This is a genomic window from Rhizobium sp. TH2 (genome assembly GCF_024707525.1).
Taxonomy (GTDB): Bacteria; Pseudomonadota; Alphaproteobacteria; order Rhizobiales; family Rhizobiaceae; genus Rhizobium_E.
Map to the genome: position 1 here is coordinate 4,919,514 of NZ_CP062231.1, position 16,916 is coordinate 4,936,429.

A 16,916-nucleotide genomic window follows, 5' to 3' on the forward strand; every position below is an offset into this window, starting at 1 on the left:
GAGTGACTGCGGCTTCATTTATTCGTTTGGCTCCGGCGCCGCAAGCCATTGCGGCAAAAGACCACTGTACCTGGCAGGACATTGTCATGAGAGAGAAAATTCATCCCGACTATCACATGATCAAAGTGGTCATGACCGATGGCACCGAATACCAGACCCGTTCGACCTGGGGCACCGAAGGTCAGACCATGAACCTCGACATCGATTCCAAGTCGCATCCGGCCTGGACCGGCGGCAACCAGCAGCTCATGGACCGCGGCGGCCGCGTTTCCAAGTTCAACAAGCGCTTCGGCGGCCTTTCGATCTGATCTTTCAGGTGCGATTGGAATGTCAATGAGCCCGGCGCAAGCTGGGCTTTTTTGTTGGGCGCAATGTTGGGTGTTTGCCGGAATTTCACCCCTCACCAAGCGCACCCAGCGATCGGCTTCGCCTCTCGCGGGCTTGCTATCCTCTCCCACAAGGGGAGAGGTAAACTCGTGGCACCGCCCTGCTTCATGCGAAAGTTGAGGGCGTGGCACCCTACCTCTCCCCCTGTGGGAGAGGATACGAAGGCCGGGTGAGCATCGCGAACCCTTGGCCGAAGTTGGTGAGGGGTGAAACGCCGCAAACTCTGCTTTCCGTCTCAAAGCATACCTCCACGTTCACGCGAGCCGTTCCGCCCCGTGGTTTGACCATGCACATCCCCGATCCTCTTGCACTGGCATGAGGGATCGGCCGGGGCACGTCTCCGTGCCGAGTTATATGGCCGCTTTCGCGGCCGTTAAGACACGTTGCCGTGCCCCGTCAAACGGTGTCTCCATCCCCGAACTCGCCAGCACTGCCCCCGTTGTCCCGCAGCCTTTGAGGAGCCTTTGGGAACGATCATGTGCGCGCTACAGCGCACGTCCGGGGCGAAACTCGGCCTTTCGGCCGCCGTCCCCAGAGGACTGGCCCTTCTCGCGGACGCCCCGCATGGAGACTTACGTCGCTTCTCCATGAAGGTCACCGGTCCCGCCTCGCCCTGACGCCTCAAGGTGTAGCCGATGCGGAACGGGAGGGATTATGGCATGGGTTTGGGGATTTGGGAAGATGGACGAGGAATATTTTCCCATATTCTGTTTGAAGTGCTGAGATCAAACTCGCGTTTTATAAGCGTGACTGGTTGCAACTCGAAAACCGGAACGATCTATTCCGGAGGCGATGGAGGCTGGGCATGCGCTTTGTCCAAACGCAGTCTTGCCGACTTAGAACGAGGCGGAGGTGGTGAGCCGAGCCTATCTTGCGATGTCTGCGTCATCTTGCAATCGGAACCGAGAAGATGTGTAGCTATTATAAGAGATAGACGAGCGGCTTTATTGCGCATTTCCGAGATTTTCGCAGTAGGGCTTGCCACGCTGTTTTTGACTCTCATTGCTACGGCCGTTTGGTCAATATCGTCGTGCTCAAAGTGATTTAGTGTAAAGATTTGACGCTGTGTCCCGTCGTTGAGATTCAAGGTGGTATTGTATCCGTACACGGCATGCAGCAGGTCATTTCTGCCGCGTATAAAATCACAAAGCTCCTCGAAAAAATGTTCTGCCCACGGCAGGGAGAGGCTAGGTAGCACATGACGGTAGTGATAGAGTAGGTTCAACCAAATTTCAGCATTTGCTGTTAAGTTCGTGGAACCTAAGATCAATTGCGAAGTCTCCATACCAAGAGCAGTTGCTCGGGAAAGAGATACTTGCATGAGATATTCAATCTGACCTTGAATTGCGCAAATTTCTCCGATCGCTTTTAGGTCGTCATCCGTTAGAGGGATCGGAAAAGCCGAATCAAAGTAATCAATAGAGTCGCGCATGAGTGAACACCTACAACAAATGGAAAACAAAGGCGACAATATCTTGCGGCGCATCCTCAGCGCTCCGCTTGATGAAAACCCCTCCCAATCCGAAGCCTGGGGAGAGTCAGAAGGCGTGAGCCCAATGCGAAGAATTCGTAAGTGTATAGCCGACGTGTTCCTGATTTGTGCTTTGCATGCAGGAAAGATCACCGTTTCTTACGAAACACCGCCGTTTCACGCCTCGTAAGCCGCTACCCTCAAATAAAATCACCGGCATCGATATCCTTCGGCTTGATGCCGATCAGCAAAATCTCGTCGCCCGCGACTGTGACGAGCGCATTTCTGCCCGACCTTTCGATAGCGAAGGCCGTGCCATTGATGTCGATGAAATCCTGTTTGCCGATGCCAGCGCGGCGTCGAAATCCAGGATCGTGTTGTCGTCCGTCGCCGTGCAGACGAATGTGTCGAAGCCCGCGCCACCCGTGAGCACGTTCCCCGCCGCCGGGAACCTCCCCGGACGACGAACGTTCCACCCCTCTATCCAACAACCACAGGAGGAATGTCATGAATGTTCATGCTATGCCGACCACGGACGAGATCGTGGCGCTCGAGAAATCCTATTGGGATGCGATGAAATCGAAGGACGGAAAGAAGACGGCCAAGCTTTCCGGCAAATCCGCGCTCGTCACCGGCGCCCAGGGCGTGATGCGGATCGGGAAGGACAAGATGCGGGAGATGACCGAAGAGGGCAAGTGGACGCTCGAATCCTATGCCTTCGATGATGTGGAAGTCTCGACGCCGTCGCCCGATGTCGCGCTGATTGCCTATACCGTGAGCCAGAATGTGACGATGGACGGCAAGCCTAAGAAGATGCGGGCGGCCGACAGTTCGGTGTGGATCCGCGGATCAAACGGCTGGGAATGCCATGCGCATAGCGAGACTGTGCTGAATTAAAGCCGACCGCTGACTCCTCTTCTCCCCTTGGGGAGAAGTGCCGAGCGTATGCGAGGCGATGAGGGGTTTTAACCTGTGAAAACCCCTCATCCGGCCTTCGGCCACCTTCTCCCCAAGGGGAGAAGAGGGAGCGAGCGGCTCGCTTCGTCACACCATACTCAGCGCATCAAGACGCCTTGGCTTCGAAGGCGGGGGCGAAATCGCCGAGTGCTTTCGCCTTGTCGATCATGACGCCGATATCCTGCTCGACGATTGTCTCGAGGTCGGCGAAACTGTCGATGACATAATAGATCGGCTGGACGATATCGATGCGGTAGGGGGTTCTCAACACGCTCATCAGATCGAACGGGCGGAATTCGCATTCCGTGCCCGACATGGCGGCCTTGGCTTCGCTCGGCGACGAGACGATGCCGGCGCCGAAACAGCGGCGGCCCTCACGCGTATTGATCAGGCCGAATTCGACCGTGAACCAGAAGATCCGGAACAGGTGCCAGGAATAACCCTTGCCGAGCTTCACGGCCGCCTCGCCGAAACGCCGGACGAAATTGGCATAGCTCTGGTTGGTCAGCAGCGGGCAGTGGCCGAAGACCTCGTGGAAGAGGTCCGGCTCCTCGATGTAATCGATATGTTCGCGGCGGCGCAGGAAGGTCGCGAGCGGGAACTTGCCCTGCGACAAGAGCTCATAGAAGCGCGAGGGCGGGATGAGCGCCGGCACGCCTTCGACGCCGAAGCCGGTGGTCTCATTGAGGCGCCGATCGACATCGAGAAGCTGGGGCACCTTGTCGGGCCTCAGGCCGAGCGTCTTGACGCCATCGAGATATTCCTCCGCCGCCATGCCAGCCAGGAGCTTCATCTGGCGCGCGTAGAGTTCGCCCCAGATCGCGTCTTCCTCGGGCGCATAGGCATAGTAGCCATCTGGGCCGGGCAGTTTGGCGGTGTAGCTGCTTTCCTTGGGCATGGGGGATCCTCGCGCATAGTGCAAATTTCTGGCAATTATGCGCCACATCGAGCGGATTTTCTTTTCTTTCGTGCTGGATTTCGGCATGATGGTGGGAAATTATCTCAAGTACGGCGATAATCATGAAAGAAACTGGGATTGCTGATCGGAAGCTGCTGCAACTCGTCCAGGGCGATGCCAGCCTGTCGCTGGCGGAACTCGCGGAGCGGGCCGGGATGTCGCAGAGTTCGGCCTGGCGCAAGATCCAGGAGATGGAAGCCGACGGCGTCATCCGCAAGCGCGTGACGCTGCTCGACCCGCGAAAGCTCGATCTCAAGCTCTGCGTGATTGCGCATGTGACGCTGGATGACCACCACGAGGAGGCGGTGGCGTCCTTCGCCGCGGTGGTCGCGGAACGGCCGGAGATCATGGAATGCTACGCGCTGTCGGGCACATTCGACTACATGCTCAAGATCCGCGCGACGGATGTGGAGAGCTACGACGCCTTCATGACGCGCTACCTGATGCGCAACCCGCATGTCCGCACGGTCGTGTCGAGCTTCGTGCTCAGGGAACTCAAATTCTCGACGGAGTTGCCGATCTAGCGGGCGATACATAAATAGGAGGGAATTCGCGCAATCTCCATCTATTCATGATGGCCGGTCAGCAATGAAGCGACACGATTTCGACGACCTCGCAGCCTTCGTGATTGTCGCGGAGGAGCGCAGCTTTACCCGCGCGGCGGCCCGGCTGGGCATTTCGTCGTCGGGGCTCAGCCATATGATGCGGCACTTGGAGGAGCGGCTGGGCGTCAGGCTGCTATCACGCACGACCCGCAGCGTGGCGACGACCGAAGCGGGCGAACGGCTGTTGCTGACGCTCAGGCCAGCCTTCGAGGACATCAATCGCGGGCTGCAAACGCTTGGAGAGTTGCGCGAGAAGCCCTCAGGCACCCTGCGAATAACGGCGGGCAAGCATGCGGCGACCTCGCTGCTGACGCCGATCCTGCCGGATTTTCGTCGTGATTATCCGGATGTCAGGGTCGAACTGATCGTCGACGACCGTCTCGATGATGTCGTGGCGTCGCGCTTCGATGCCGGCATCCGCTTCGGCGAGCGGATCGACAAGGACATGATCAGCGTCCGGATCGGACCGGATATATGCGCGGCGGTGGTCGCGGCGCCATCCTATTTCGCGCAACGCCCGAAGCCGCTGACATTGAAGGATCTCACCGACCACGACTGCGTCAATTATCATCTCGGAACGGCGGGCGCGTCCTATGCATGGGAGTTCGAGGAGGACGGCCGCGAGGTGGAGGTCAGGGTGAGCGGCAGCCTAGTCCTCAACGATGGCGAGATGATGCTGTCGGCCGCGCTTGCGGGCATGGGCCTGGTCTATACGTTCGAGGATATCGTCGCGGAGCACCTCGCGAGCGGACGGCTGGTGCGGGTGCTGCAGGACTACTGCAAGCCGTTTGCCGGCTATTACATCTATTATCCCAGCCGGCGGCAGATGCCGCCGGCGCTTTCCGTGTTCATCGAGGCGTTGCGCGCGAACCTGCGCAGGATCGAGGCTCAGGCGGCCTGAAGGGCCATGTCGATCACGAAACGGTAGCGCACGTCGCCGCGTTCGAGCCGGTCGAAGGCCGTGGCGATATCGGCCATGGCGATCATCTCGCACTCAGGCAGGATGTTCTTGCGGGCGCAGAAATCAAGCATCTCCTGCGTCTGCCTGATGCCGCCGCTCGGCGTGCCGGCAATCCTGCGGCGGCCGCTGATCAGGGGCAGGTTGTTGAATTTCGGCGTATCGACCAGCGATCCGGCGATGACCAACGTGCCATCGACATCGAGAAGATTAATATAGGGGCCGAGATCGTGCTCGTAGGGAACGGTGTCGATGATGACATCGAAGGCGAAGGCCGAGGCTGCCATCTGCTCCTCGGAGGTCGAGAGCAGCACGGCGTTGGCGCCGAGTTCGTGCGCGGTGTCCACCTTGCCCTCGGAGCGGGTGATCACCGTGACATGGGCGCCGAGCGCCGACGCGAACTTGACCGCCAGATGACCGAGCCCGCCGAGGCCGATCACGCCGACATTGCTGCCAGGGCCGACATTCCAGGTCCGCAGCGGCGAATAGGTGGTGATGCCGGCGCAGAGCAGCGGCGCGGCACGCGCGAGGTCGAGGCCATCGGGTACACGCAGGACAAAGTCCTCGCGGGCAATGATGTGGTCGGCATAGCCGCCATGGGTGATCTCGCCGGTCACCCGGTCCTGGCCGTTGTAGGTGATGGTGACGCCCTTGCGGCACATCTGCTCCTCGTTGCGACGGCACTGGTCGCACTGCATGCAGCTATCGACGATGGTGCCGATGGCGACGGCGTCGCCGGCCTTGAAGCGCGAGACGGCGCTGCCGATGGCCGAGACCCGGCCGACGATTTCATGGCCGGGAACCAGCGGATAGACCGAGAAACCCCAGTCGTTGCGGGCCATGTGCAGGTCGGTATGGCAGACGCCACAATAGAGGATATCGATTGCGACATCATCGGCGCGCAATTCGCGGCGCTCGAAGGAGAAGGGTTGCAACGGCGTGTTGGCATCGGTTGCGGCATATGCGGAGGTTTTCAATGGCTCATCCCCATGGCTAAGGCGGTTGGAAATCCGTGGCGCGCGGCTGGTGGCGCACCGGGGCGGATATAGTCGCTCGGGGATGCAGGGATTAGCGGCGCGTCGCGGGATGCGCTTGTGAGCGCAGCTCAGCAATCGGCGGAGATGCGCTCAAGCAGCCTTTGGCGGTGTGCCATAGGCCTGGACGATCTCTTCGGCGACAAGCTGTTGCAGGCGCCAGAGGTTGCGATCCCTGATCCCGAGCGCCTCGAGATGCGAAACGGTGTTGTAGAGATATTCCGCGCAGGAACCGGCATAGCCGCAGGCCCGTGCCAGCACAAAGGCCACCCGTTCCAGCGGCAGCTTCAGCGAAATGCCGTCGCCGTGCTTCGGACCGGCCCAGAAGACCAGCGCGCGCACCTTGCCCGCCTCGGTCCGCACATGGACCCAGCGCACCATGTCAAGGTCTTCCTGGAAGATGATCTCCCTGCGCACCATCTTGATGAGGTCATCCAGGCGGGTGTCGTCGGGCAGGCGGAAGGCGACGCCGTCGCAGCGGCCGCCTCGGTCCAGTGCCATCATCAGGCCGGGTTGCCCGGGCGTTCCGCGCCAGGCCGTCAGTTCCATGCAGAAGGACCGGTGCCAGCCGATCGCCGTTGCCCGCCGGTCTTCCACATGCTCGAAGGTCGGCTTCCAGATCAACGAGCCATAGGCGAACACCCACAAGGGCTCTTCGCCGCATTCCGCGAACAGGCGCTGCGCGATGGCGTCCTGCTCGGCCTCGGTGAGCGGTATCCAGTCATTGCCATAACCGAGATTTTCCACCTTGCGAAAGCAAAGGGCAACCAGGTCCGGGGTGAGGGACATTTTACGCGGGTGGGGCATCGGGGATCTGATCCGTGCGAATGAAGTCGGATCATCGGGGGTCTTGCGGAGGACGTCAATTCGTTATGCCGGGAAATCAACGCCGCGACGGTTCCTTTCTCCCGAGCGCCGGCGTTCAACTTGATCTCTCGATGCTGATTCAGATAGGCGTTTGCGCCACTCTGCGCTAGAATGCCCGACCGTTGGTATCCCCGGGCTCCGGGGAGCGTATCGTTGTGGCAAGCCGATGAAACAGAGACTGGCCGCAGTCCTGGCAGCCGACATGGTCGGCTATAGCCGGTTGATGGAAGGCGACGAAGCGGGGACGCTGGCGCGGCTGAGGACCCATCGCATGGAGCTGATCGATCCGGCGATCGTCAAGAACGACGGCCGGATCATCAAGACGACGGGCGACGGCATGCTGGTCGAATTCCAGAGCGTCACCGACGCCGTCAAATGCGCCGTGGAAGTGCAGCAGCGCATGAAGCGGCGCAATGCGGACGTGCCCGCCGACAGCCGGATCGAATTCAGGATCGGCATCAATCTCGGCGATATCATTTTCGACGACGGCGACATTTTCGGCGATGGCGTCAACATTGCCGCGCGCGCCGAGCAGCTCGCCGACGTGGGTGGCATCTGCGTCACGGCGGCTGTGGCGACGCAGATCGGAGGTCGTCTCGAAGTTGCCTTCGAGGACCTCGGCGAGAAGATGCTGAAGAACATCAGCCGTCCCGTGCATCTCTACAGGGTGGCGCTCGACGGGCCGATGCCGGATGTGGCATCACCGCCGCAGGAAGCGGACACCACGCGCGCCGTCTCCAAGCCATCGATCGTCGTGCTGCCCTTCGACAATATGAGCGGCGATCCCGAGCAGGAATTCTTCGCCGACGGCATGACCGAGGACATCATCACCGAACTGTCCCGCCGCCACGAGCTCTTCGTCATCTCGCGCAATTCCAGCTTCGTCTACAAGAACCAGCCGGTCAACGTGCGCGAAGTGGCCGAGAAGCTCGGCGCCCAGTATCTCGTGGAAGGCAGCGTCCGCAAGATCGGCGACCGGGTGCGCGTGACGGTGCAGCTCATCGACGCCGTCAGCGATGCCCATATCTGGGCCGACAAATACGACCGCAAGCTGGACGATGTCTTCGCCATCCAGGACGAGGTGACGGCGGCGATCGCGGCGACGCTTCCCGGACGCGTCGAGGCCGCCCAGCGCGACCAGCTTGCCCGAACCAAGCCCGCTAACATGGCGGCCTATGAATGCGCGCTGACCGCCAAGGTGCTGCACCACAGAAGCACCGAGGCGGACAACAAGCAGGCCCAGGAACTGATCGAGCGGGCGGTGACCCTCGATCCCAACTACGCGCATGCCCACGCCTGGCGGGCCTGCATTTTCGGACAGGCCTGGGTAAATGGCTGGTGCGAGGACAGGGACGCGCTTTGGAATCTGGCCCTCGGCGAGGTCGACAAGGCGCTGGCACTCGACGACAATGATGCCGACGTGCACCGCATACTCGCCGCCATCAATATCAACAACAACGACCTGGCCACGGCACGCCATCACCAGGAGCGCGGATTGGCGCTCAATCCGAATTACGATCTCGTCGTGGTGCAGCAGGGCGAACTCTTGACCTGGCTCGGGCGACCGGAAGAGGGCACTGAGTGGATCCGCAAGGCGATGCGGCTCAACCCGCATCATCCCGAGCGTTTCTGGAGCCATCTCGGCAAGGCGCACTTCGCGGCACGGCAATACGGCGAAGCGATCGAGGCATTCATGCACTTGTCCTCGATGGACCAGGTGCAGCACGCTTTCGTGGCGGCCTGCCATGGCTGGCTCGGCGACGAGATTGCCGCTGGCGCGCATATGAGGAAGGTGCGGGCACTCGCTCCGGACTTCGGTGTCGATGCCTTCCTCACCACCCTGCACTTCGCCCGGGAGTCCGATGTGGAGCATGTGCGTGAAGGGCTGATCAAGGCGGGTGCGGATGACGGGGCGCCGGCGGTGAGCAGCGTGGCGGCACAGTAGAAAATCGTTCCCCCTTTTCACTCCGCCCAAATTGCATCGCTCGACGCCTACGCGAGGGTTGAGTTATGAAGTTGCCTGCGCCACACGAAACCTTGAGTGAGAGGCCGACATGCGCCATGCTCTCCTGAACGGGAGGGAGAACGATGACGGCGCTTGACGTTCACACGTTGACGGAACTTGGCTTTCGCGAGATCGGTCACTGGCAATCCGGAGCCGTTCCAGGAGTGCTGAGCTATTGCGTTAAAGAGCTTTCTGACTTTGGGAAGGGAGCCGTGCTGGATGAGCCGCAGGCTCTCTACGCTTTTGTTTCGCAGGCCCGTGTTCTGTACATCGGCAAGACCGCAAGGTCAGTCAGGCAGCGGTTGATGGGATATTGCCGACCAGGCGTCACTCAACGTACCAACGTTAGGTGCAATAAGTGCATTCAGGAAGGTCTTGCTCGGAACGAAGAGATCCGTATTCTTATCTTCCGGACAACTGCCCAGCTTAAATACGGCAGCTTCCACCTCAACATAGCTGCAGGATTGGAAGATTCGTTGATCGACGCTTTCAAGCCGCCGTGGAATGGCGCCGAGAAAGGTCGAGTACTTTCAGAGGAAGCAGAGAGGGAATTGGCCGAACCGGTTCCGACCGTCGCTGCGCGCGATATCGCTGTAAAACCTGATTCGCCGCAGTCAGGGACACGATCTACAGACCGGAACTACGCATTCGAAATCAAACTCGGCAAAGCCTACTATTATCAAGGGATAATCAATCCCGGCGTGGGCGCCAGCAAGTATCTGGGAGGGGACGGCGATCAGATCACAGTCCTACTTGGCATTGGAGGACAGGTCATTAAATCGCGAATTGATCGCACCGCCAATCTAGGCGGCGCCGTGAGAATCGTCGGTTCGAACCGCGTTATTGCAGATTGGTTCCAAAAGCACTTCAAATACGGCGACACCGTAAGCGCCAGAATCGTCGATCCTCATCAGATGGTGCTTGTTCAAAAATAAAAAAGGTTCCGTTGTCACCGCACCTTCAACCCGAGTTCTTCCAGCAATTGCCCGGCCTGGGCGCGCGAGATCGTGGCGCCCTTGAACTCTTTGGCATTGAGCAGCCTGATACCGCCGAGATCGGCGCCGCGCAGGTCGGCACCCTCGAAGCGGCAATCTACGAGGCTGGCGTCCCGCAGGATGCAATCCTCGAACACGGCATCGCGGAAATCGCATTTCGTGAGGTCGGCGAGTTCGAAGTCGAGCTTCCTGAGCCGCGCTTTCCGGAACGAGAAGCCCGGCATCTGGGCGCTGCCGAGCAGGGTTTCCTCGAATGTCGCGTTCAAGGATTTCGTTTCCCGGAGATTGGCGCCGGTGAGCTTGCAGCGCTTGAAGGTAGCCCCGGTCAGGGTCGCGCCGCGAAAGCTGCCGTTGTTGAAATCGCTGGCGTCGATTGTCGCTTCGGTCAGGTTGGCGCCGGTGAAATCGGCGAATGCGCCACGGCATCCGGTCCAGCGGGTCTCATCGAGTTTGGCGCCCACGAGCCTGGTGCGCTTGAGACTGCAGGTGTCGAACGCCCACATGCTGAGTGTCAGGCCTGCGAGATCGGCTTCGTCGAGATCGCAACGGCGCAGCATGATGGGTTTGGAGCCTGCAAGGGTCTCGATCTCGGCGCGGTCGAGCGAGCGATCTTCGATGACAGTTGCCGGAGACGTCTCGTGCTCGCTCATATCATCCCTCAAATCGCCAAAATGAAAAAGGCGGCATCCTGCGATGCCGCCTTTACTGTCCCCCGGTAAAGAGGGGAAGTCTTATTCTTCGGTCTTGGCTTCGGCGGAAGCAGCTTCGGCAGCGGCGGCCTCGGCAGCAGCGGCTTCGGCGGCGGCAGCCTTTTCAGCGGCGACCTTCTCGGCGGCGGCGGCGGCTTCCTGTGCGGCCTTCTCGGCTGCGAGAGCCTGGGCTGCTGCGACCTTCTCGGCTTCGAGACGGGCCTTCTCGGCCAGCATGACCTGGCGTTCGCCGTCGTTCAGCTTGCGGGCGCGGACATTGGTGTTTTCGAAGATACGGGCCTTTTTGCCGCGCAGATCGCGCAGGTAGTAAAGCTTGGCGCGACGGACCTTGCCGCGACGGACGATCTCGACGCCTTCGACCAGCGGAGAATAGACCGGGAATACGCGCTCGACGCCTTCGCCATAGGAGATCTTGCGGACGGTGAAGCTTTCGTTCAGGCCGGCGCCGGAGCGGGCGATGCAGACGCCTTCATAGGCCTGCACGCGGGTGCGCGAACCTTCGACGACGCGGACGTTGACCTTGACGGTGTCGCCGGGGGAGAAATCGGGAAGCGTGCGCTTGGCGGCAATCTTGGCGGCCTGTTCGGCTTCCAGCTGCTGGATGATGTTCATTGACAACCTCATTTGTGGTTCAACAGCCAGAGCGCCTGAAATATACCTTTGGCCATGCCTCGGGTATTGCCTTGGAAGGCCGGGCGAATGCGTCTGTCATTCGTTTGCTGGTTGGTCGGGAAAATCCCATTCCGGGCGCGCAAATACACGAGTTTTCCCGCACTGTCACCCCCTCCAGTCAAAAAAATGGCCGCAAGCCCGACGGTTTCCGGCCTTTGTCCAGAATTTAGACTGTGAACAATATGACTGCACAATTGTCATATTCCCCGACGCAGCGCAGATTGGACGGCGGATCGATATTGATCCGGGGCAGCGACTGGGGGTTATCATGGCAGTCGAGAATCCGTCACCAAATCTCTATAACGAAGATCTCGCACCGGCTGAAGAGCGGAAGTGGGGCGCTTTCAGCATTTTCAACGTCTGGACCTCGGATGTGCATTCGCTCTGGGGCTACTATCTCGCCGCGAGCCTGTTTCTGCTCTGCGGCAGCTTCATCAATTTCGTCATCGCGATCGGCGTGGGCTCGCTGGTCATCTTCGTGCTGATGAGCCTGGTCGGCAATGCCGGCGTCAGGACCGGCGTGCCGTTTCCGGTTTTGGCGCGCGCTTCCTTCGGTACGTTCGGGGCGAACGTGCCGGCGATCGTGCGCGCCATCGTCGCCTGCTTCTGGTATGGCGCGCAGACGGCGGCGGCCTCGGGCGCGATCGTGGCGCTGCTGATCCGCAGCCCGGCGATGCTCGATTTCCACCAGACCAGCCATTTCCTCGGCCATTCGACGCTCGAATTCATCTGCTTCGTCGTGGTCTGGGCGCTGCAACTGCTAATCATCCAGCGCGGCATGGAGACGGTGCGCAAGTTCCAGGATTGGGCGGGTCCTGCGGTGTGGATCATGATGCTGATCCTTGCCATTTACCTCGTGGTGAAATCCGGCACCTTCTCCTTCGGAGCCGAAATTCCGCGCGACGTGCTGCTTGAGAAGACCAAGGACGCCGGCGTGCCAGGCGAACCGGGATCGTTTGCCGCACTGGCTGCGGTGGCGGCGACATGGATCACCTATTTCGCCGCACTCTACCTCAACTTCTGCGATTTCTCGCGCTACGCGAAAGACGAGAAGGCGCTGAGAAAAGGCAATCTCTGGGGCCTGCCGATCAACCTGCTCGCCTTCTGCCTGGTGGCGGGCGTGACCACAACGGCGGCCTTCACTGTCTATGGCGAGGTGCTGCTGCATCCCGACCAGATCTCGGCAAGATTCGACAGCTGGTTCCTGGCGCTGCTCGCGGCCCTCACCTTCGCGGTGGCGACCCTCGGGATCAATGTCGTGGCGAATTTCGTCTCGCCGGCCTTCGATTTCTCGAATGTCTTCCCGAAGCATATCAGCTTCAAGCGGGGCGGCTATATCGCGGCGATCATCGCGCTGATCCTCTATCCCTTCGCGCCGTGGGAGACGGGTGCGGCGCAGTTCGTCAACTTCATCGGCTCGACAATGGGTCCGATCTTCGGCGTGATGATGGTGGATTACTACCTGATCCGGCGGGGCGTGCTGGATGTCAACGCGCTCTACAAGGAGGACGGCGAGTTCCGCTTCCAGGGCGGCTGGCACACGAACGCCTTCATCGCGTTTGCCATCGGCGCGCTGTTCTCGTCGATCCTGCCGACGTTTACCACATACCTGCCCTCGTGGTGGGGAACCTATGGCTGGTTCTTCGGCGTGGCGATCGGCGGCGCGGTCTACTACATGCTCCGGATGAGCGCGCGGCGACCGAGTGCGGTGCAGGTGTGAGATAATGGGTGGCGCCCGGCTTGCACCGGGCGCCTCTTGCCGTCTATGCAGGGGCAACACCTGCCGGAACCCGCCACATGACCCCTGCCATGATCGCCCTGATGTTCGTCGCCGCCTTCTTCTCGGGCGCGGTCAATGCCATTGCCGGCGGCGGCACGTTCCTGACCTTCGGCGTGCTGACGCTGGCGGGCGTGCCGCCGATCATGGCGAACGCGACGTCCTCGATCGTGCAGTTTCCCGGCTACATCACCTCGACGCTGGCCTATTTCAAGGATCTCTCGAAGATCTGGAAAGAGGCGCTGATCCTCGGCCTGATCTCGATTGTCGGTTCGACGGGCGGCGCGCTCTATCTGGTCTGGCTGTCCGACAACACATTCAAGGCCATGGTGCCCTGGCTGCTTCTGGCCGCGACGGTGGTCTTCGCCGCCGGACCTTGGCTGAAGCCGAAGAATACCGGCGAGCGTCATGCCGCCAACACGCTCGGCATCGTCACCCAGGCGGCGACGTCCTTCTATGGCGGCTTCTTCGGCGCCGGCATGGGCATCATGATGCTCGCCTCGCTCGGAATCGCGACGGGTGGCGACTATCACCGGCTCAATGCGCTGAAGAACTTTCTCGCCATCGTCATCGCGGCGGTGGCGATCGTTGTCTTCTCGACGGCCGGCGCGGTGGCCTGGTATCACGCCGCGGTCATGGTGCCCGGCTGCGCGCTCGGCGGCTATGCCGGCATCGCGGTCGCCAAGCGCGTGCCGCAGACGGTGTTGTGCTGGATCGTGGTCGCGGCCGGGCTGGGGCTGTCGGTCTATTATTTCGTGACGGGTTGAGGGTGCCCACCATCACTCAGGAGAGGTGCACCCCCATGGCGATCAAAGGCGATTTGGCAACCTTGATCGATGAGATGTTCAAGCAGAATGCGACTTGGCCAGAACTCATCAAACGCGTAAGGGCCGAGTCCGCTGTAGGAGCCGAGTCTGCAGTCGATATCTTCACGGCCCAGAAGATCGCGTTGTCACATCAAGGCTGGCGTCGGCTTTGCGAGCACATGATCAAACACGATCAGGAGTGCAAAAAGCAAGCGGCCTACCATGTCAAATATCACGGCCCACATTCCCTCATCACGATGATCGAAGGGCGCTTCGTGATTAAGCTCGAGGAAGATTGAGGGCCTCGGCCGGCGGAGACTTCATTTGGTGATAGTAGCCACCAAATCCGGCCGCCGTTCCGAGGTCAGCTTCACAGCTTCCTCATGGCGCCATTTCTCGATCGCGGCGTGGTTGCCCGAGGTCAGCACGCCGGGGATTTCCATCCCCTCGAAGACCTGCGGCCGCGTGTAATGCGGATGTTCGAGCAGGCCGTTCTCGAAGCTCTCATGCGTGCCGGATTCCGGGTTGCCCATCACGCCGGGCAGGATGCGGATGATCGCGTCGAGCAGAATCTGGGCCGCTGGTTCGCCGCCCGAGAGGATGTAATCGCCGATGGAAACCTCCTCGAGCCCGCGCGAATCGATCACCCGCTGGTCGACGCCCTCGAAGCGGCCGCAGACGATGACGACGCCGTTGCTGGCGGCGAGTTCGCGCACGCGCGCTTGGTCGAGTGTCCGCCCGCGCGGGCTCATCAGCAGGCGCGGACGTTCGTCGATGCCGACGGAATCGATCGCTCCTGCCAGCACATCCGCCCGCAGCACCATGCCGGCGCCACCCCCGGCCGGCGTATCATCGACATTGCGATGCTTGCTGGTCGCGAAGTCGCGGATCTGCACGGTATCGAGCTGCCAATCGCCGCGGGCAAGCGCCTTGCCGGAGAGCGATTCGCCGAGAAAGCCCGGAAACATCTCGGGATAGAGAGTCAGGACCGTGGCGTGGAACGGCATCAACCCTTGCCCCTGTCCGGATTATCGTCGTCGGGATCGTCTTCGCTGATCAGGCCCGCTGCGATGGGATCGATGAGGATCGAGCCGCCTTCGAAATCGATCTCCAGCACCGCAGCTTCGGTGAAGGGAATGAGCTGCGACCGGCTTCCCTTCTTGGTCAGTTCAAGGATATCGCCGGCGCCGAAATCGAAGATCGCCGATATCGTGCCCCAATTGTTGCCTTCGGCATCGAGCACATCAAGGCCTTCGAGATCGGCATAGAAGAACTCGTCCTCGTCGAGCTCCTCGTCGTCGAGCGCATCGCGATCGACATAGAGATCGGTGCCGTTGAGCGCCTCGGCGGCGTTGCGGTCGTTGACGCCCCGGAAGCGGATGACGGCCATGTTCTTATGCGGACGGATATCGAGCACTTCGAAGGGCGAGCCCTCGATATTGTAGAGCGTGCCGTATTCGCCGATCGCCATCGGATCGCCGGTATAGGATTTGACGCGCACTTCGCCGCGCAGGCCTTGCGCCCCGCCGATCGTGGCCATCAGGACGAGTGTGCCGGGTGTAGCCGGGCCTTTGGACATTTGTTCTTCTCTCGGTTTCCAGAATGCCCTTTTACAATTTGCCGGGCATAGAGCGTTTCAGGGTTAAATGGAAACAATTCTGTTGGCTCAAGCGGAGTCGCATGTTTGACCGGCCGGCGCGCGTCGTAGCCAAAGCATACGGCCAAGCCGGCCGGTCAAAGAGGCGGCCCGCTTCAGCCAACCCGAAGGGCCGGGCATCTTTCCGCCATGACCTGCGGCGATGTCCTCGGCCGTACCCAAGGGTACGACGCTCGGCCATCGCCTTGGTCCTGGCGAAAACCTGCTCCGGCAGAATGTTTCCATTTAGCCCTGAAGCGCTCTGAAAGAAAAGCCCTCGCACGTTGGTCGCGCGAGGGCTTCCATTACCACAAGGGCAACAGGATTATTCAGCAGCAGCGGCTGCTTCTTCAACCTTGGCTGCCTTTTCCTTGGCGCGCTCTTCAGCCTTCTTGCCGGGCTTCGCCTTTTCCGGGTTGGAGCGGGCTTCGCGCTTGGCAAGGCCGGCTTCGTCCATGAAGCGCAGGACGCGGTCGGTCGGCTGGGCGCCGGCAGCGATCCAATGCTGGATGCGCTCGCCATTGATCACGACGCGGTTGGCGTCGTCCTTGCCGAGCATCGGGTTCCACGAGCCGAGCTTCTCGATGAAGCGGCCATCACGCGGCGAACGGGCGTCGGCAACGACGACGGTGTAATACGGACGCTTCTTGGAACCGCCACGGGCGAGACGAATTTTCAGGGACATTGTATTCTCCTTAGGTCTTTAGTTTCTGTGTTTTCGGTTGTCTTGGTATTCCGGCCGCTGCCCTCAGGCGGCGGTATTCTCGTGTGCGCCACCGATATCGGCGGCGATCGCCTCATGATGCCGGATCACTTCCGTGATGATGAAGTTCAGGAACTTCTCGGCAAAATCAGGATCCAGATCGGCATCCCTGGCAAGCTGCCGGAGACGATCGATCTGGTATTCCTCGCGCGCCGGATCGGCCGGCGGCAGATTGTGGGTCGCCTTTAGAACGCCGACCGCCTTGGTGCAGCGGAAGCGCTCGGCGAGCATGTGGACCAGCGCCGCATCGATATTGTCGATCGACTGGCGATAGCCGGATAGCTGGTTCTTGATTTCAGGATCGGTCATGAAATC

21 protein-coding genes are annotated in these 16,916 nt (G+C 60.7%); 10 read left to right on the plus strand and 11 right to left on the minus strand.

What is annotated here, in order from left to right; all coding sequences use genetic code 11:
- The first annotated feature begins 86 nt into the window (after window positions 1-86).
- The gene (gene rpmE, locus IHQ71_RS24005; RefSeq protein ID WP_258158923.1) at window positions 87-308 is read left to right on the plus strand and encodes a 50S ribosomal protein L31; all 222 of its coding nucleotides are present in this window, start codon (window positions 87-89) and stop codon (window positions 306-308) included.
- Window positions 309-1,165: 857 nt separating this feature from the next.
- On the opposite strand, the gene IHQ71_RS24010 is transcribed toward rpmE, so the two are convergent.
- Window positions 1,166-1,819: a hypothetical protein gene (locus IHQ71_RS24010; protein WP_258158924.1), complete on the minus strand. Its 654-nt coding sequence runs from the start codon at window positions 1,817-1,819 to the stop codon at window positions 1,166-1,168.
- On the opposite strand from IHQ71_RS24010, the gene IHQ71_RS24015 reads away from it, so the two are divergent.
- On the plus strand, window positions 1,818-2,048 hold the full coding sequence (locus IHQ71_RS24015; RefSeq protein ID WP_258158925.1) for a hypothetical protein: 231 nt from the start codon (window positions 1,818-1,820) through the stop codon (window positions 2,046-2,048). The two genes, IHQ71_RS24010 and IHQ71_RS24015, sit on opposite strands and share 2 nt — an antisense overlap.
- A 10-nt stretch (window positions 2,049-2,058) precedes the next feature.
- Here the strand turns inward: IHQ71_RS24015 and IHQ71_RS24020 are convergent, their stop codons facing one another.
- Complete coding sequence (locus IHQ71_RS24020) at window positions 2,059-2,367, minus strand: hypothetical protein (protein WP_258158926.1); 309 nt, start codon at window positions 2,365-2,367, stop codon at window positions 2,059-2,061.
- On the opposite strand from IHQ71_RS24020, the gene IHQ71_RS24025 reads away from it, so the two are divergent.
- Window positions 2,366-2,755 carry a nuclear transport factor 2 family protein gene (locus tag IHQ71_RS24025; RefSeq protein ID WP_258158927.1) on the plus strand — a complete coding sequence of 130 codons (390 nt, stop codon included), beginning with the start codon at window positions 2,366-2,368 and terminating at the stop codon, window positions 2,753-2,755. The two genes, IHQ71_RS24020 and IHQ71_RS24025, sit on opposite strands and share 2 nt — an antisense overlap.
- 166 nt (window positions 2,756-2,921) lie before the next feature.
- On the opposite strand, the gene IHQ71_RS24030 is transcribed toward IHQ71_RS24025, so the two are convergent.
- Window positions 2,922-3,713 carry a phenylalanine 4-monooxygenase gene (locus IHQ71_RS24030; protein ID WP_258158928.1) on the minus strand — a complete coding sequence of 264 codons (792 nt, stop codon included), beginning with the start codon at window positions 3,711-3,713 and terminating at the stop codon, window positions 2,922-2,924.
- A gap of 122 nt (window positions 3,714-3,835) precedes the next feature.
- Between IHQ71_RS24030 and IHQ71_RS24035 the strand changes: the two genes are divergently transcribed.
- Window positions 3,836-4,297, plus strand: coding sequence for an Lrp/AsnC family transcriptional regulator (locus IHQ71_RS24035; protein ID WP_258158929.1), 462 nt, complete (start codon window positions 3,836-3,838; stop codon window positions 4,295-4,297).
- A 64-nt stretch (window positions 4,298-4,361) separates the two neighbouring features.
- A complete protein-coding gene (locus tag IHQ71_RS24040; RefSeq protein WP_258158930.1) occupies window positions 4,362-5,279 on the plus strand; it encodes a LysR family transcriptional regulator in 918 nt (305 codons plus the stop codon).
- On the opposite strand, the gene IHQ71_RS24045 is transcribed toward IHQ71_RS24040, so the two are convergent.
- Entirely contained in the window at window positions 5,267-6,313 is a 1,047-nt protein-coding gene (locus tag IHQ71_RS24045) for an NAD(P)-dependent alcohol dehydrogenase (RefSeq protein WP_258158931.1), read from the minus strand. The two genes, IHQ71_RS24040 and IHQ71_RS24045, sit on opposite strands and share 13 nt — an antisense overlap.
- 150 nt (window positions 6,314-6,463) lie before the next feature.
- The gene (locus IHQ71_RS24050) at window positions 6,464-7,177 is read right to left on the minus strand and encodes a gamma-glutamylcyclotransferase (RefSeq protein WP_258158932.1); all 714 of its coding nucleotides are present in this window, start codon (window positions 7,175-7,177) and stop codon (window positions 6,464-6,466) included.
- A gap of 226 nt (window positions 7,178-7,403) precedes the next feature.
- On the opposite strand from IHQ71_RS24050, the gene IHQ71_RS24055 reads away from it, so the two are divergent.
- A complete protein-coding gene (locus IHQ71_RS24055) occupies window positions 7,404-9,182 on the plus strand; it encodes an adenylate/guanylate cyclase domain-containing protein (protein ID WP_258158933.1) in 1,779 nt (592 codons plus the stop codon).
- Between the two features lie 143 nt (window positions 9,183-9,325).
- A complete protein-coding gene (locus tag IHQ71_RS24060; protein WP_258158934.1) occupies window positions 9,326-10,177 on the plus strand; it encodes a GIY-YIG nuclease family protein in 852 nt (283 codons plus the stop codon).
- 14 nt (window positions 10,178-10,191) lie between these two features.
- Here the strand turns inward: IHQ71_RS24060 and IHQ71_RS24065 are convergent, their stop codons facing one another.
- Both IHQ71_RS24065 and rplS read right to left on the minus strand, forming a co-directional pair.
- Window positions 10,192-10,887, minus strand: a complete 696-nt coding sequence (locus tag IHQ71_RS24065; RefSeq protein ID WP_258158935.1) for a pentapeptide repeat-containing protein — start codon at window positions 10,885-10,887, stop codon at window positions 10,192-10,194.
- Window positions 10,888-10,968: 81 nt separating this feature from the next.
- Window positions 10,969-11,559, minus strand: coding sequence for a 50S ribosomal protein L19 (gene rplS, locus IHQ71_RS24070; RefSeq protein ID WP_258158936.1), 591 nt, complete (start codon window positions 11,557-11,559; stop codon window positions 10,969-10,971).
- Window positions 11,560-11,887: 328 nt separating this feature from the next.
- Between rplS and IHQ71_RS24075 the strand changes: the two genes are divergently transcribed.
- From IHQ71_RS24075 to IHQ71_RS24085, 3 genes are all read left to right on the plus strand, one after another.
- Window positions 11,888-13,339: an NCS1 family nucleobase:cation symporter-1 gene (locus IHQ71_RS24075; protein WP_258158937.1), complete on the plus strand. Its 1,452-nt coding sequence runs from the start codon at window positions 11,888-11,890 to the stop codon at window positions 13,337-13,339.
- Window positions 13,340-13,416: 77 nt separating this feature from the next.
- Window positions 13,417-14,163, plus strand: coding sequence for a sulfite exporter TauE/SafE family protein (locus IHQ71_RS24080; protein WP_258158938.1), 747 nt, complete (start codon window positions 13,417-13,419; stop codon window positions 14,161-14,163).
- Window positions 14,164-14,198: 35 nt separating this feature from the next.
- On the plus strand, window positions 14,199-14,501 hold the full coding sequence (locus IHQ71_RS24085; RefSeq protein WP_258158939.1) for a hypothetical protein: 303 nt from the start codon (window positions 14,199-14,201) through the stop codon (window positions 14,499-14,501).
- A 21-nt stretch (window positions 14,502-14,522) separates the two neighbouring features.
- Here the strand turns inward: IHQ71_RS24085 and trmD are convergent, their stop codons facing one another.
- From trmD to IHQ71_RS24105, 4 genes are all read right to left on the minus strand, one after another.
- Complete coding sequence (trmD, locus tag IHQ71_RS24090; RefSeq protein ID WP_258158940.1) at window positions 14,523-15,209, minus strand: tRNA (guanosine(37)-N1)-methyltransferase TrmD; 687 nt, start codon at window positions 15,207-15,209, stop codon at window positions 14,523-14,525.
- The gene (gene rimM / locus IHQ71_RS24095) at window positions 15,209-15,781 is read right to left on the minus strand and encodes a ribosome maturation factor RimM (protein WP_258158941.1); all 573 of its coding nucleotides are present in this window, start codon (window positions 15,779-15,781) and stop codon (window positions 15,209-15,211) included. The genes trmD and rimM overlap by 1 nt, the downstream gene beginning before the upstream one ends.
- 382 nt (window positions 15,782-16,163) lie before the next feature.
- The gene (gene rpsP / locus IHQ71_RS24100) at window positions 16,164-16,523 is read right to left on the minus strand and encodes a 30S ribosomal protein S16 (RefSeq protein ID WP_258158942.1); all 360 of its coding nucleotides are present in this window, start codon (window positions 16,521-16,523) and stop codon (window positions 16,164-16,166) included.
- 63 nt (window positions 16,524-16,586) lie between these two features.
- The gene (locus IHQ71_RS24105) at window positions 16,587-16,910 is read right to left on the minus strand and encodes a chorismate mutase (protein ID WP_258158943.1); all 324 of its coding nucleotides are present in this window, start codon (window positions 16,908-16,910) and stop codon (window positions 16,587-16,589) included.
- Window positions 16,911-16,916 lie beyond the last annotated feature (6 nt).

Coding starts and splice junctions, on each gene's coding strand:
- IHQ71_RS24035 (WP_258158929.1), top strand. CDS start 3,836: ATGAAAGAAACTGGGATTGCTGATCGGAAGCTGCTGCAACTCGTCCAG.
- rimM (WP_258158941.1), bottom strand. CDS start 15,781: ATGTCCAAAGGCCCGGCTACACCCGGCACACTCGTCCTGATGGCCACG.
- IHQ71_RS24085 (WP_258158939.1), top strand. CDS start 14,199: ATGGCGATCAAAGGCGATTTGGCAACCTTGATCGATGAGATGTTCAAG.
- IHQ71_RS24015 (WP_258158925.1), top strand. CDS start 1,818: ATGAGTGAACACCTACAACAAATGGAAAACAAAGGCGACAATATCTTG.
- IHQ71_RS24010 (WP_258158924.1), bottom strand. CDS start 1,819: ATGCGCGACTCTATTGATTACTTTGATTCGGCTTTTCCGATCCCTCTA.
- IHQ71_RS24080 (WP_258158938.1), top strand. CDS start 13,417: ATGACCCCTGCCATGATCGCCCTGATGTTCGTCGCCGCCTTCTTCTCG.
- IHQ71_RS24075 (WP_258158937.1), top strand. CDS start 11,888: ATGGCAGTCGAGAATCCGTCACCAAATCTCTATAACGAAGATCTCGCA.
- IHQ71_RS24050 (WP_258158932.1), bottom strand. CDS start 7,177: ATGCCCCACCCGCGTAAAATGTCCCTCACCCCGGACCTGGTTGCCCTT.
- rpmE (WP_258158923.1), top strand. CDS start 87: ATGAGAGAGAAAATTCATCCCGACTATCACATGATCAAAGTGGTCATG.
- IHQ71_RS24030 (WP_258158928.1), bottom strand. CDS start 3,713: ATGCCCAAGGAAAGCAGCTACACCGCCAAACTGCCCGGCCCAGATGGC.
- rpsP (WP_258158942.1), bottom strand. CDS start 16,523: ATGTCCCTGAAAATTCGTCTCGCCCGTGGCGGTTCCAAGAAGCGTCCG.
- IHQ71_RS24040 (WP_258158930.1), top strand. CDS start 4,362: ATGAAGCGACACGATTTCGACGACCTCGCAGCCTTCGTGATTGTCGCG.
- IHQ71_RS24105 (WP_258158943.1), bottom strand. CDS start 16,910: ATGACCGATCCTGAAATCAAGAACCAGCTATCCGGCTATCGCCAGTCG.
- trmD (WP_258158940.1), bottom strand. CDS start 15,209: ATGCCGTTCCACGCCACGGTCCTGACTCTCTATCCCGAGATGTTTCCG.
- IHQ71_RS24060 (WP_258158934.1), top strand. CDS start 9,326: ATGACGGCGCTTGACGTTCACACGTTGACGGAACTTGGCTTTCGCGAG.
- IHQ71_RS24020 (WP_258158926.1), bottom strand. CDS start 2,367: ATGACATTCCTCCTGTGGTTGTTGGATAGAGGGGTGGAACGTTCGTCG.
- IHQ71_RS24055 (WP_258158933.1), top strand. CDS start 7,404: ATGAAACAGAGACTGGCCGCAGTCCTGGCAGCCGACATGGTCGGCTAT.
- rplS (WP_258158936.1), bottom strand. CDS start 11,559: ATGAACATCATCCAGCAGCTGGAAGCCGAACAGGCCGCCAAGATTGCC.
- IHQ71_RS24065 (WP_258158935.1), bottom strand. CDS start 10,887: ATGAGCGAGCACGAGACGTCTCCGGCAACTGTCATCGAAGATCGCTCG.
- IHQ71_RS24025 (WP_258158927.1), top strand. CDS start 2,366: ATGAATGTTCATGCTATGCCGACCACGGACGAGATCGTGGCGCTCGAG.